This is a genomic window from Actinomycetota bacterium (genome assembly GCA_035536535.1).
Taxonomy (GTDB): Bacteria; Actinomycetota; JAICYB01; order JAICYB01; family JAICYB01; genus DATLNZ01.
In genome coordinates this window covers 1-12048 of the sequence record DATLNZ010000157.1, presented here as the reverse complement: position 1 = coordinate 12048, position 12048 = coordinate 1, and the positions used below count along the sequence as shown (strand labels likewise).

Below are 12048 nucleotides of genomic sequence, written 5' to 3'. Positions count from 1 at the left end.
CATGATGATCACGGCTATCGCAACGGTCCACCTGGGCAAGGGCCCCTGGGCCGCCTCCGGCGGCTGGGAGCTGAACGCCACGAACATCGCGGCAGCGGCCGTGGTCGCCTTCGCCGGCCCCGGCAGGTACTCACTGGACGGTCTGGCCGGCTGGGACCTCTACGGCCTGCAGTGGGGAGCAGCGGCGGTAGGGGCGGCCGCGGTCACGAGCCTGCTGACGCTGGCGACCCGGCGTCGGCGGGTCCCGGTGGAAGCCGTCGCGACGCAGTCGCAGGCGGCCTAGGACTTAAAGGGACGGGGGCCCCCGGGCTCACGTCCCTCTTTCATCTGCGGCGTGGGTTCGCGTAGAGCCCCGCCGGGACGACCGGATACCAGTCCGGACGGTGGGGGTCGCGGTCGTAGTGGTACCCGCCGAGCTGGTGGTACAGGTCCGAGTACCGGCCGAGACGCTCCCGGTCCAGCCGGACCCCCAGGCCCGTCGCTTCGGGAACCGCGATCTCCCCGTCTACGTAGGTCATGAGTCCGCCCTCGATTACGTCGTCTGTGAGGTGGTGGTAGTGCGCGTCCGCCGCGAAGCGCAGATTCGGCAGCAGGGCGCCGAGGTGCAGCATCGTGGCCAGCTGGATCCCCAGTTCCCCGGACGAGTGCACCGCGACTCCCCACTGAAACGTCTCGCAGACGCCGGCGGCCTTGGCCGCCTGTCGCAGTCCTCCCCAGAACGTGGTGTCGAGCAGGATCACGTCCACCGCGTCGAGCCGGATGCAAGCGGCGAGCTGCTCGAAGTTGACCACCACGGTGTTGGTGGCCGTCGGTATGTCGATCCGGTCCCGCACCCGGCGCATCCCGTCGAGGCCCCACGTGGGGTCCTCCAGATAGTCGTTGGGCAGGTCCCGGATGCGGCGCGCGACGCCGATCGATTCCTCGACGGTCCACACGGCGTTGGGGTCGAGCCTGACGCGGTGGTCCGGATAGGCCTCCGAAACCGCGCGGAGAACCTCGCAGTCGTGTGAAGGGGGGAACACGCCGCCCTTCAGCTTGTGCGTCCGGAAGCCGTGTTTGCGGACGAGATGCTGGGCGTGGGCCGCCATCTCCTCCGGCGTCTCTTCGCCACCGGCTCCGCTGCCGTCCGCATACCGGTAGAAGAGGTACGAAGCGAAGGGCACCGACTCCCGCAGGGCGCCGCCGAGCAGGTCGCAGACGCGCAGGCCCAGCGACTGTCCCATGAGGTCCAGGCACGCGAACTCGATTGCCGCGTGAAGCTGGGTCCGCTGGTTGTACAGCGAGGCGGTCGGGTTCATCAGCTTGAATCGAAGCGCCTCGAGGTCGAACGGGTCGTGACCGAGCAGGTACGACTCGAGAGCCTTGAATGCCGCCTCGGCGCTCTCGCCGCCCCCGCCCATCTCGCCCAGACCGGTGAGCCCGGCGTCGGTCTCGACCTCAACGATCGTGCGGACGAACCGGCCCCAGTGGGCTCCCGTCGCGTGGCGCAGTGGAGCCTCCAGCGGCACCGTGACGGTGGTCGCGCGAATGGCCGAGATTCGGCCGGCTGGGCTGCGACTCGCAGGCCGTGACATCAGGTGCCGCCCAGCCGCGAGATGAGCCCGCCGTCGACCACGAGCGCCGCGCCCGTCACGAACGACGCCCGGGGGCCGGCGAGGAAGGCGATCGTCTCCGCGATCTCCCGGGGCTCAGCCACCCGTCCAAGCGGATGCATCTCGCCCCACTGCGCCACCGTCTCTTCCAAGTCCTCACCTCCGAACTTGCCCGCTGCCCAGCGCAGCATCGGCGTGTCCACCGATCCGGGACACACGCAGTTCACGCGGACCAGCGGGGCGTGGTCCACGGCCATCGCGCGGGTCAGGGCGACCACCCCTCCCTTGGAGGCCGCATACGCCGCCACCCCGCGCTGCGCGACCAGCGCCTGCACCGACGCCACGTTCACGATGGCGCCTTCTCCCGCGGCCTCCATGTGCGGGATGGCGTGCTTGCCCACGAGGAACATCTGTTTGAGGTTCGTGGCCAGGACTTCGTCCCACTGGTCCTCAGGAGCCTCGACCACAGACCCGTACCTCTGGATCCCGGCGGCGCAGACGGCGATGTCCAGCCGCCCGAAGGCGTCCACAGCCGAGGCTACGGCCATCGTGGCACCCGAGGCCGTCGAGACGTCCGCGCGCACCGTCACCGAGGTCCGGATCGGCTCGGCCTCCTCGCGGTCCACCAGCGCCACCTTCGCGCCCTGGTCCGCCAGTGCCTGCGCAGCCGCTCGTCCGATGCCCATGGCGGCGCCCGTCACGAGTGCCACCTTGCCGACCAGTTCCTGCATCAGCCCAGGACCGGGTATCGCAGCGGAAGTCCCCGGGGGCCGGGCTCGCATGCCGTCAGGTGCCACCGCCCGAGGTTGCCGGTGACGAGGGTGCGCAGGTCGTTCCCGCAGAACACACCGTTTGTCGGCGCGGACAGGATCGTTCCCTCGGGATCGTCGGCGAAGACGTCGACACCGCCGTCCGGATCCACGGTCAGGATCCGGTCCGGGCGGTAGCAGCAGACATAGGCGAGCCCGTCCTCGTCCAGGCAGACTCCGTCCGGCACCGTCCCGCGCAGCTCCGCGACGACCTCCCGCTCACCGGCGGTTCCGTCGTCGCTGATGCGGATACGGACGAGCGCGGGGGGGAGCGACTCCAGAACCAGCAGCCACTTTCCCGAGGCGTCCAGGCACGCTCCGTTCGGAAAGTTCGTGCTGGCCTCCGACCACACGGTGGTGACTCCTGATGCGTCGATCCGGAAGATGCACCCGTCGTTGCCTTTCCAGCGGCCGGAGTCGGTGACGTACAGGTTGCCAGCGCCGTCGAAGACCGGCCAGTTGGGGTTCACCATCGGCCGTTGCGGCGTTCCCCGGGAATGGACCTCCACTCGGCCCGACTCCGGCTCGATGCGCGCCACCTGCCGGGCTGCGACGTCGCAGGCGAACACGCTGCCTGACCCGTCCACAGCCAGGCCCAGGAGGAACCCGCCGGTGGTCGCCACCTGCTCGGCCGACGCCTCCGCGATTCGGTACAGCTGTCCGGCCTCGCCTCCGGCCCACAGCGATCCGTCGCCCGCGACGGCCACCCCTTCCGGATGGTCCAGCCCCTCGACCAGCACCCTCAGCTCAACCGGCATCCCCTTCATTCACCTGCGCCGGGGGTCCGAAAAGCAAAAGCGGGCGCCGTCGGCATGACAGTTCCCGCCCCAACTCCTTGACCGGGGGCGCGGGCCGGCGGTTCTAGACTCCGCTTGTGCCGACCCTCCCCGAACTGGTGCTTCTGTTCTTCGTCCTTGCCGCGGGATCCGCGATACAGGGGTCGCTGGGCTTCGGGCTCAACCTGATCGCGGCGCCGGTGATGGCGCTGGTGGACCACCGCCTCGTCCCCGGTCCTGCGCTCGCTGCGGCGTTGCTGCTGACGATGCTGATCGCCCGGCGGGAGCGTGCCTCAATCGATCTCGGAGGCATCGGTTGGGCCCTCGTTGGGCGTGTGCCCGGGACGGTAGCGGGAGCGCTGGCAGTCGCCGCCTTCCAGCCGCGCCAGCTCGCGATTGCTCTGGCCGCTGCCGTGGTGGTTGGCGTCGTCACAAGCGTCGGCGGCTGGCACGTGCGGCCCACGGCTCCCGTCCTGGTCGGTGCCGGGGCGCTGTCAGGGCTGATGGGGACGGCGTCTTCCATCGGCGGGCCCCCCATGGCGATGGTCTACCAACGGGAGCCGGGCGCGACCATGCGAGGGACGCTGTCCGGGTTCTTTGTCATCGGGGCCGCCATGTCCATCGCGTTGCTTGCCGCCGTGGGGAAATTCGGGCTTCAGGAGCTGCGACTCAGCGGTGTCCTGCTGCCGGGGATCTTGGCCGGCTTCGCCGTCTCGTCCCGGACCTCGAAGCTGCTGGACAAGGGGCTCACCCGACCCGCCGTCCTGGTCCTCTCGCTGCTGTCGGCCGTCGCTCTCGTGATCCGGGAACTGTGGTGACGCGGATGCCACCGCGTGGTCCGGCCCCCGTGCGGCAGGACCTCGGCCCCCCACGGGCGTCGGCCTCTACACTGACCGCAGGTCACTGCGACGGGGAGGCTGCTCATGACGAAGTCGATCGAGGATGTCGTCCGGGAGGTCGAGTCGGCCGGTGTCGAGGAGTTGCGCAGCGTGGACATCGACTCCGTCTACGCCCAGATGGACCACGTCATGCAGACGCGGCCGTCGCCGCTCGACCTGTACGACCGGTGGGAGCGCCAGCAGTGGGCCGTCCAGGATCTGGACTTTTCGGAGGACGTGGGTCACTGGAAGTCGATGTTCGAGCCCCTCAGGGAGGGCTTGCAGCAGACGCTGACGCTCTTCTTTATCGGCGAGCAGGCCGTGACCGACACCCTGTCCCCGCTCATCATGGGGGCCCCCACCGAGGAGGACCGCGTCTTTCTCACCACCCAGATCGTGGACGAGGCGCGCCACACCGTGTTCTTCAAACGATTCTTCGAGGAGGTCGTGGGGGTCAGCGGCGGGCTGCACGGGGCGTTGGAAACAGTGAGGCCCGATGCCGTGGCCGGGTTCCGCCGGATCTTCGACCACCAGCTGCTGGAGACGATGGACCGGGTGCGCCTCGACCCGGGCGACTACGCCGCGTGGGTGGAGGGCCTGACGATGTACCACCTCGTAATCGAGGGGATGCTGGCTCTGACCGGCCAGAAGTTCTCGCTCAGGACCCTGAGGCGCATCGGCCTTCTCCCCGGCTTCTACGCCGGGTTCACGGCGGTCACGCGTGACGAGTCCCGACACGTCAACTACGGGGTGGGAGCCGCGCGCGACGCCGTCGCGCGGGGACACGGGTCCAACGTGCAGAAGGTCGTCGACGACACGCTGGAAGCGGCGTGCTGGACGATCTTCGCCCCCGACCGCAAGTTCATGGTCAGCGATCCCGGACTGATTCCGGAGGAGCTGCGGATCAACCCCCGTGAGATCTGGGCTTTCTCCCTGATGTCACTGACCAAGCGTCTGCGGGTCGTGGGCCTCGACGCGGCCTACTGCGCTTCGGTGGAGCAGCGGGGCATGGAGTACTACGCCGCATGCCTGAGCGAGTACGAGTCGCTTCACGGCGAGGAGCATCCGGTCCGGTGGCACGACCGCCAGGCCTCCTGAGGGCACCCGGCGGTCCTCACTCCGGCGTCGGACCGAACAGGCAGCAGGGCCAGCCGCTGCTTTAGTGACCCTCCTGCTCCACGCCCTCGTACAGGAACGCCCTCACCGTCTGCGCCCCGGCCGAACTCTTGAGCTCGCCGGCGGAGACCGCCATCGGGGACACGCGCTTTTCGATGTTCTGCGACATCCCCGACGTCGGCTTGCCGCTTTCGAATCCGATCATGAAGACCATCCCCTCAGTGGAGGCACCGACGAACTCGTCACCCTTGGCCGTCAGCTCGACCAGCCGGGGGGTGTCCTTGCGGGGGCCGAGGTCCTTGAGGATCTTCGTCTTCACCAAGGCAATCGACTTGTGATCCGCCCCGAACTGTGAGGAGTCGACGAAGATAGCGCCCCACCAGCAGTCCTGCCGGGGAGGGCAGAAAGGAAGGCTCTCCCCGGTCTTGGCCACCTCGCGGCCTCCGGCGTCCTGCAGGCTCAGCTCCAGCTGTATCTCGTTGAGGGTCTGGTCGGTGTCGTTGCGGATCAGAGCGGCGGCAGTGACGCCCCCGCCGGGCATGATCTTGAAGCCGGACTCCACAATCCTGGCCGCTGAAGCTTTCGACGCGGGCGGGCTGACAGCCTCAGGTGTTGTAGAAGGTCCTGGTCCCACCTCAGCGCACGCCGCGCACACGGCCACAGTCAGTCCCAAGCCGACGACAATCGGACTCTTCATGGTTCCCCCCTTATGCCACCCGCACGTCCGGCGTCTTCACCCACGCGTTGTCCACGCCTGATACCAGTGAGTCGCAGGCAGGTTCGCACCACTTCTCCCAGGACGCCTTGTCTTCAGTGCGATCCGACGACATGACAGTGCCTTTGCCGCTGGATGCGTCGAACACCAGATAGAAAAGCCTGTCCGGCGCCACATCCACAAGGTAGGCCTCGCCGGGAATCGGTCCCGCGGGGGTCAGCTCTCCGGAAGTCGAGATGTGCGCGACGTAGGTGTGGTGCTCACCCAAGGGGTTGTAGCTCTCGACGTTCACCATGACGCTTCCGTCGGGCAGCGGGACGGGGCGCCTCAGGATCAGCCAGTAGCCGTCCGGCTGGCCGTCCGGCTGAAAGTGCGTGATCTGGGTGGTCTGGCCCGACAGCGACACGCGCCAGAGGTTGTCCAGCTTGTCGTCCTCGCCGTCCCAGCTGTCCTGGACGACCCCCACGTAGACAGAGGAGCCGAGGGAGTCGAAGACCGGGTCGAACAGGAACCCGTCCGCGGGAGCCATGCTCCTGCCATCACCGATCTGTCGGAGCTGCCCGGTGTCGGTACGCATCACCCACAGCTCGAAACCGTCCTTGATGAAGGCGACCAGGCCCCCCACCGGGCTGTAACTGACGCCGGAGATTTGGGCACCGCCGAAGTCCGTGCGGATCCGGACGTCGCCCGTGTCGCGGTCCACCAGCGCGAGCTCGCCCAGGACACCGGAGGGTCCCTCCCGGGCCAAGGTTCCTTGGCTTACCGCCAGTTCCTTTGCATCCGGCGAGAGGTCCGCCGCGCCCGCCGGCTCCGGGAGCGCGACGCGCACCCCGTCTTCGGGTCCGGACAGGGCCACCACGCCCTGCTGAACCGAAACGATGTCGACCTCTTCGGCCGCCGGAGCCGGTGAGCCCGGCGCCACGAGCGCAAAGGCGGCCACGGCCAAGGCGCCAGCGCCCGCCGCAATCCTCATTTTGTTCATCTGGCTCTCCTTTGATCAGTAGCCGGTGACGTACTGGAAGTGCATGCAGTCGCCGAAGCTCACTCCGTGGTGCCACCCGTGGTCTTTCCAGATGCCGGGCATGTTCGGGGTCATGGTGTGGCAGTGCTTGTGCCCGGCTCCCACGTGCTCGTAGGCCGAATTGGTGTCGATCGCCACGCCCCACGAATGCGATGACCACTTCGACGACCCTTTGATCTTCCGGCAGTTGTAGCCCCAGATCCCGATCTTCCAGAAGTCGGCCTCGTGCTCGGTGGCCGCGTGGGCCCAGACGTCGTAGACGGCGGACGCGTTCTTTCCGCCGAGCCTCTCGTGGTAGTTGAAGGGATACTGCCGCCAGCTGCCCGTCCCGTGAATCCCCTCCTTCGCCCACCAGGTCTCCTTGTTGGCTCTTGCCGCGGCGCTGCATCTCTCCCCGAATTCGCGGACCAGCGCCGCCTGGCCGTGGGGCCGCGGCGGGTAGTTCTTGTGGCGGTGGGGGTAGTACGTACCGGGAAAGTGATATGCGGCCGCCGGCGCGCCTTGCCACACGGGCAGGCAGGCAAGCACCAGGGCGATCGCGATTCGCTTTCTGTCCATCGACGACTCCTTCTCTCGTCGCACGGCTTGCGCCGTGCCGGAGGAGGAAGGCCTGAGGAAGCGACCTGGGAAGGAGAGGGGCCGAGGGCCCCTGAGTCCGACAACTTACATCCCGGGGACGACACATAGACTTGGCCTCCAGGAAAGGGGGTGACATGGACCAGCGCATCCGGCTTACGCGCTACTCCCACGGCGCCGGCTGAGCTTGCAAGCTCGGCGCTGAGGACCTGGTCGAGGTCCTGGGGATGCTCGAGGCCTCCGGTACGCAGTCCGGGGTTCTCGTCGGGTTGGACGAAGCCGACGACGCCGCGGTCCTGCCACTGGAAGGCCCGGACTCGCTCGTCCTGACCACGGACTTTTTCACCCCCGTCGTGGACGACGCCTTCACATGGGGGCGCATCGCCGCAGCCAACGCGTGCAGCGACGTGTACGCAATGGGCGGGCGGCCACTGTGGGCCCTGAACCTGGCCGGGTGGCCCCGGGAGGTTCTGCCTTTGTCGTTGCTCGGTGACGTGCTGCGTGGGGGCGCCGAGACTGCCCGGCGCGCCGGCATGGTGGTGGTGGGCGGCCACACGATCGACGACCCGGAGCCCAAGTACGGCATGTGCGTCGTGGGGCGCGTCCGTACGGATCAGGTCATGCGAATGGACGCAGCCCGTCCCGGCGACGTACTCGTGCTGACCAAACCGATAGGCACCGGCGTGATCACCACGGCCATAAAGCGCGAGGCGTCCACCGCGGAGGCCGAGAGCGCGGCGGTGGAGTCGATGGTGGCGCTCAACGACGCTGCCGCGGGGGCGATGGTGGCGGCGGGAGTGAGGGCATGCACCGATGTGACGGGCTTCGGCCTGCTGGGGCACCTGCACCGGATGCTTTCTGCATCCGGCGTGTCGGCGGAGGTCAACGCCGGGCACGTGCCCCTGCTGCCGGGAGCCGAGGAGCTTGCCCGCAAGGGCATGGTCCCCGGAGGGACTCTGCGCAACCTGAAGTCGCTGGACTCCTCCGTCGACTGGGGCGCCGCGGATGACACGACGCGCCACCTGCTTTCGGACGCCCAGACGTCCGGCGGACTGCTGGCCGCATGCAGTCCGGAAGTTGTCGAGCGGATCGTGGAGTCGTCCGGTGGTCACCTGATGGTCGTTGTCGGTCGCGTCCACGACGGCCCCGCCGGCACGATCGCGGTCACGGCCTGACGCAGGCCGTGGACATCCGGGAGCCCTCGCTCGGCAGGATCGTCGGCAGCGTCCTCGACCTCGTGGGCCGCACGTGCATGGTCACCCTGGGGGCCGAACCCGGGGCCGCCGAGGTGTGCCTGAAGGTCGAAGGCGACAACCCCTCGGGCTCCGTGAAGGACCGTCCGGTGCTCGCCATGATCCGGGACGCTGAGCGGCGGGGGGTCCTCAGTCCCGGGCAGGCCATCGTCGAGGCGTCCGTCGGCAACACGGCGACGTCGCTGGCCGTGATCGGCCGCGCCACGGGCTACCACGTCATGGTCGTGGCGCCGTCGGACATGCCGGACGTTCGCCGCGCGAACCTGGAGATCCTTGGCGTCGAGCTCGTCTGGACGGAGCACTCCGAGCGGATGTCGGGGGCCATCGCCAAGGCGGACAGGATGGCGCGCGAGGGCGCGTTCGTAATGCGGCAGTTCGGCAACGAGGCCGCCGTTCGCTCACACGAGGACACGGGCGCGGAGATCTGGGACCAGTGCTCAGGGGGCGTGGACGGTTTCGTGGCCGGAGTCGGGACGGGGGCCACCATCAGCGGCTGTGCGGCCGTGCTCAAGGCACGCAACCCCCGGTGCCAGGTCGTGGCCGTCGAGCCGGCGGAGTCCCCGGTGCTGTCGGGTGGCAAGCCCGGCCCCCACCGGATCCCGGGGATCGGGGCTGGATTCGTCCCGGGCCTGCTGCGCAGGGACCTGGTGGACGAGGTGTACCCGGTCCCGTGGTGGGAAGCCCACGAGGCCGTCCGGGAGCTGGGGCGCCAGGCAGGGCTGTTCTGCGGTCCTTCGACCGGCGCCGTGCTCATGGCCGCCCGGGCCCTGGCGCGCAGGCTCGGCGAGGGCCGCAGGGTGGTGGGGATCGCTGCCGACTGGGGCGAGCGCAACGTCGAGGTGCTCGTGCAGCCCCGGCCGGACGAGCGCTGATTCCTACCGGCAACGTAGGTTTTGCCTCAGCCGGCCGGTCGGAGCCCGCCTATCATTGAGGCCGCTCCCGCCATCCACCTCAGGTGAACCGCGTGCTTCGACTCCCGAAAGACTTTGCTGATGACATCTACGAGCAATGCAGGGCCGAGTTCCCAAACGAGGCGTGTGGGCTGCTGGCAGGCCGGGACGGCATCGCGCAAAGGCTGTTCCGGATGACCAACGCGGAGCGATCGCCGGTCATCTACCGGATGGACCCCAAAGAGCAACTGCGGGCCTTTAACGAGATCGAGGAGGGGGGACTGGAGCTGGTGTCCATCTACCATTCGCACACCAGGTCCGCCGCCTACCCGTCCAACACCGACGTGTCCTGGGCCTACTACCCGGAGGCCGTCTACCTGATCGTGTCCCTGGAAGACCCCGAGGCTCCGCACATGCGGGGCTTCAGGATCGAGGGGGGCCGGGTGGACGAGGTTCCGGTGGCGATTGCGGGGTGAAGCGATGGCGGTGACGGTTCGCATCCCGACGGTGCTGCGCAAGCACACGGCGGGCGAATCCACGGTGCAGGCGCAGGGGACGACGCTCGTTCAGGTGCTGGAGAACGTGGACAGCGCGCACCCGGGGTTTCGCGCGCAGGTCCTGGACGAGACCGGACGGCTGCACCGCTTTATCAACGTGTACGTCAACGACGAGGACGTCCGGTATCTGCAGGCGCTGGACACCCCCGTATCCGAAGGCGACACCATCACCGTCCTGCCCGCCGTCGCAGGGGGCGCAGCACACGACAGCATCCTCGACGCCATAGGCAACACGCCCGTGGTCAGGCTGTCCCGCCTCGAATCGGACGGAACGAGGCTGTACGCGAAGTTGGAGGGACAGAACCCGACCGGGTCGGTCAAGGACCGGATCGCGCTGGCCATGGTCCTGGAGGCCGAGCGTCAGGGACAGCTGGACGACGACCGCGTCCTGCTCGAGCCTTCGTCGGGCAACACGGGGATCTCGCTCGCGCTCGTCTGCCGGCTCAAAGGGCTGCGGCTGGCCGTGGTGATGCCGGAGTCGGCGTCCGAGGAGCGCCGTCGCCTGCTGGAGCTTTACGGGGTGGAAGTGCACCTGTCCCCCGGCGAGGAGGGCACAAACGGCGCAATCAAGGTCGCGCAGGAGATGGCCTCCGACACGAAGTACCTGATGCTCAATCAGTACGAGAATGCCGCGAATCCCGCCGCGCACGAGGTCACAGCAGCGGAGATCGTCGCCGATGTACCGGACCTGGACCTGTTCGTCGCGGGACTCGGCACCGGCGGCACGCTCACGGGGGCCGGCCGGGCCCTTAAGCGGCACAACCCGGACATCAAAGTCGTCGCGGCGGAGCCTCCGGCGGGGGACCTCGTCCAGGGGCTGCGGTCCCTTGAGGACGGCTACATCCCTCCGATCCTGGATCAGTCCGTGCTGGACCGGAAGTTCATGGTCGGGTCCGCCGACGCTTTCCGGATGACCCGCACCCTGTTCGAGCTGGAGGGAGTGTTCGCGGGCATCTCGTCCGGGGCCGCCGTCTTCGGCGCTTTGAGGGCGATGGCGTCTCTCGGCTCCCGGACGGCCGTCGTGCTGCTGGCCGACGGCGGCTGGAAGTACGTGTCCACGGGGGTGCACGTCCAGGACCCCGAGGAGGTCGAGCGTCGGCTGCAGGGGCAGATCTGGTGGTGACGCCGCCTTCACAACCGGGTCCGGTCCGACTGCCGGAGCCCGGCGACAGGCCCATCGGGATCTTCGATTCCGGACTCGGCGGACTCATGGTCGCGCGGGCCGTCATCGACGTCCTGCCGCAGGAGTCGATCGTCTACTACGGGGACACCGCCAGGTTCCCGTACGGCCCGAAGCCCCTTCCGGACGTCCACCGCTACGCGTGCGAGATCATCGACTTTCTTATCGAACAGGACGTGAAGCTGATCGTCGTCGGCTGCAATTCGGCCTCCTCGGCGCTGGCCCGCCTGGGACGGCCGCAGATCCCCGTCCCGATGATCACCGTCATCAACCCGCCCGCCCAGACGGCCGTCCGGCTCACGCGCAACAAGCGAATCGGCGTGATCGGCACCCAGGCGACGATCGAGTCGGCCCAGTACGACGAGGCGATCCGCCTGACCCGCAGGCCTGTGGAGGTCTTCCACCAGGCCTGCCCGCGGTTCGTCGAGCTGGCGGAGTCGGGAGAGACGACCGGCGACGCGGTGCTCGGTGTGGCCGGCGAATACCTGAGCCCCCTCAAGCAGGCCGGCGTGGACACGCTCATCCTGGGCTGTACCCACTACCCGCTGCTGTCGGCGACGATTCAATACGTGATGGGGCCGGACGTGCTGCTGGTGTCTTCGGCGGAGGAGACAGCGAAGGACGTCTACACGGTTCTGGCCGCCAACGACCTTCAGCGACACACGCGGGAGGCGCCGGTCTACGA

At 68.5% G+C, this 12048-nt stretch carries 13 protein-coding genes and 2 pseudogenes; 9 read left to right on the top strand and 6 right to left on the bottom strand.

Annotated elements, in window-relative coordinates:
• Positions 1-283, top strand: a 283-nt coding sequence (locus tag VNE62_10415) for a DoxX family protein (protein HVE92690.1), incomplete at its 5' end; no start/stop codon positions are given.
• 40 nt (positions 284-323) lie between these two features.
• Here VNE62_10415 and VNE62_10410 read toward each other — a convergent pair.
• The 3 genes from VNE62_10410 to VNE62_10400 are packed head-to-tail and all read right to left on the bottom strand — an operon-like array spanning position 324 to position 3159.
• The gene (locus tag VNE62_10410; protein HVE92689.1) at positions 324-1574 is read right to left on the bottom strand and encodes an enolase C-terminal domain-like protein; all 1251 of its coding nucleotides are present in this window, start codon (positions 1572-1574) and stop codon (positions 324-326) included.
• Positions 1574-2323 (bottom strand): SDR family oxidoreductase, encoded by a 750-nt coding sequence (locus VNE62_10405; protein ID HVE92688.1) that lies wholly within the window; start codon positions 2321-2323, stop codon positions 1574-1576. The genes VNE62_10410 and VNE62_10405 overlap by 1 nt, the downstream gene beginning before the upstream one ends.
• Positions 2323-3159, bottom strand: coding sequence for an SMP-30/gluconolactonase/LRE family protein (locus tag VNE62_10400; GenBank protein HVE92687.1), 837 nt, complete (start codon positions 3157-3159; stop codon positions 2323-2325). Before VNE62_10400 ends, VNE62_10405 begins: the two co-directional genes overlap by 1 nt.
• 116 nt (positions 3160-3275) lie before the next feature.
• On the opposite strand from VNE62_10400, the gene VNE62_10395 reads away from it, so the two are divergent.
• Both VNE62_10395 and VNE62_10390 read left to right on the top strand, forming a co-directional pair.
• Positions 3276-3995, top strand: coding sequence for a sulfite exporter TauE/SafE family protein (locus VNE62_10395; protein ID HVE92686.1), 720 nt, complete (start codon positions 3276-3278; stop codon positions 3993-3995).
• Positions 3996-4100: 105 nt separating this feature from the next.
• Complete coding sequence (locus VNE62_10390; protein HVE92685.1) at positions 4101-5153, top strand: ribonucleotide-diphosphate reductase subunit beta; 1053 nt, start codon at positions 4101-4103, stop codon at positions 5151-5153.
• 61 nt (positions 5154-5214) lie between these two features.
• Here VNE62_10390 and VNE62_10385 read toward each other — a convergent pair whose 3' ends face one another.
• The 3 genes from VNE62_10385 to VNE62_10375 form a co-directional block, all read right to left on the bottom strand.
• A complete protein-coding gene (locus VNE62_10385) occupies positions 5215-5733 on the bottom strand; it encodes a hypothetical protein (GenBank protein HVE92684.1) in 519 nt (172 codons plus the stop codon).
• Between the two features lie 145 nt (positions 5734-5878).
• A complete protein-coding gene (locus tag VNE62_10380) occupies positions 5879-6868 on the bottom strand; it encodes a hypothetical protein (GenBank protein HVE92683.1) in 990 nt (329 codons plus the stop codon).
• Between the two features lie 15 nt (positions 6869-6883).
• Entirely contained in the window at positions 6884-7465 is a 582-nt protein-coding gene (locus VNE62_10375; GenBank protein HVE92682.1) for a M15 family metallopeptidase, read from the bottom strand.
• 215 nt (positions 7466-7680) lie between these two features.
• Here VNE62_10375 and selD point away from each other — a divergent pair.
• The 6 genes and pseudogenes from selD to murI form a co-directional block, all read left to right on the top strand.
• Positions 7681-8658 (top strand): annotated as a pseudogene (gene selD / locus VNE62_10370) (selenide, water dikinase SelD).
• A gap of 8 nt (positions 8659-8666) precedes the next feature.
• Complete coding sequence (locus tag VNE62_10365) at positions 8667-9608, top strand: cysteine synthase family protein (GenBank protein ID HVE92681.1); 942 nt, start codon at positions 8667-8669, stop codon at positions 9606-9608.
• A gap of 92 nt (positions 9609-9700) precedes the next feature.
• Entirely contained in the window at positions 9701-10102 is a 402-nt protein-coding gene (locus VNE62_10360) for a M67 family metallopeptidase (GenBank protein HVE92680.1), read from the top strand.
• Between the two features lie 4 nt (positions 10103-10106).
• A pseudogene (locus VNE62_10355) lies at positions 10107-10367 on the top strand (MoaD/ThiS family protein).
• Positions 10359-11306 carry a pyridoxal-phosphate dependent enzyme gene (locus VNE62_10350; protein HVE92679.1) on the top strand — a complete coding sequence of 316 codons (948 nt, stop codon included), beginning with the start codon at positions 10359-10361 and terminating at the stop codon, positions 11304-11306. The pseudogene VNE62_10355 and the gene VNE62_10350 overlap by 9 nt, the downstream one beginning before the upstream one ends.
• Positions 11300-12048 (top strand): glutamate racemase (gene murI, locus VNE62_10345; GenBank protein HVE92678.1); only part of this gene is annotated, 749 nt, incomplete at its 3' end. The genes VNE62_10350 and murI, both read left to right, overlap by 7 nt.

Bases quoted from the DNA above. Each gene is read 5' to 3' on its own strand.
- VNE62_10410 (HVE92689.1), bottom strand. From the start codon at position 1,574: ATGTCACGGCCTGCGAGTCGCAGCCCAGCCGGCCGAATCTCGGCCATT.
- VNE62_10405 (HVE92688.1), bottom strand. From the start codon at position 2,323: ATGCAGGAACTGGTCGGCAAGGTGGCACTCGTGACGGGCGCCGCCATG.
- VNE62_10400 (HVE92687.1), bottom strand. From the start codon at position 3,159: ATGCCGGTTGAGCTGAGGGTGCTGGTCGAGGGGCTGGACCATCCGGAA.
- VNE62_10390 (HVE92685.1), top strand. From the start codon at position 4,101: ATGACGAAGTCGATCGAGGATGTCGTCCGGGAGGTCGAGTCGGCCGGT.
- VNE62_10380 (HVE92683.1), bottom strand. From the start codon at position 6,868: ATGAACAAAATGAGGATTGCGGCGGGCGCTGGCGCCTTGGCCGTGGCC.
- VNE62_10375 (HVE92682.1), bottom strand. From the start codon at position 7,465: ATGGACAGAAAGCGAATCGCGATCGCCCTGGTGCTTGCCTGCCTGCCC.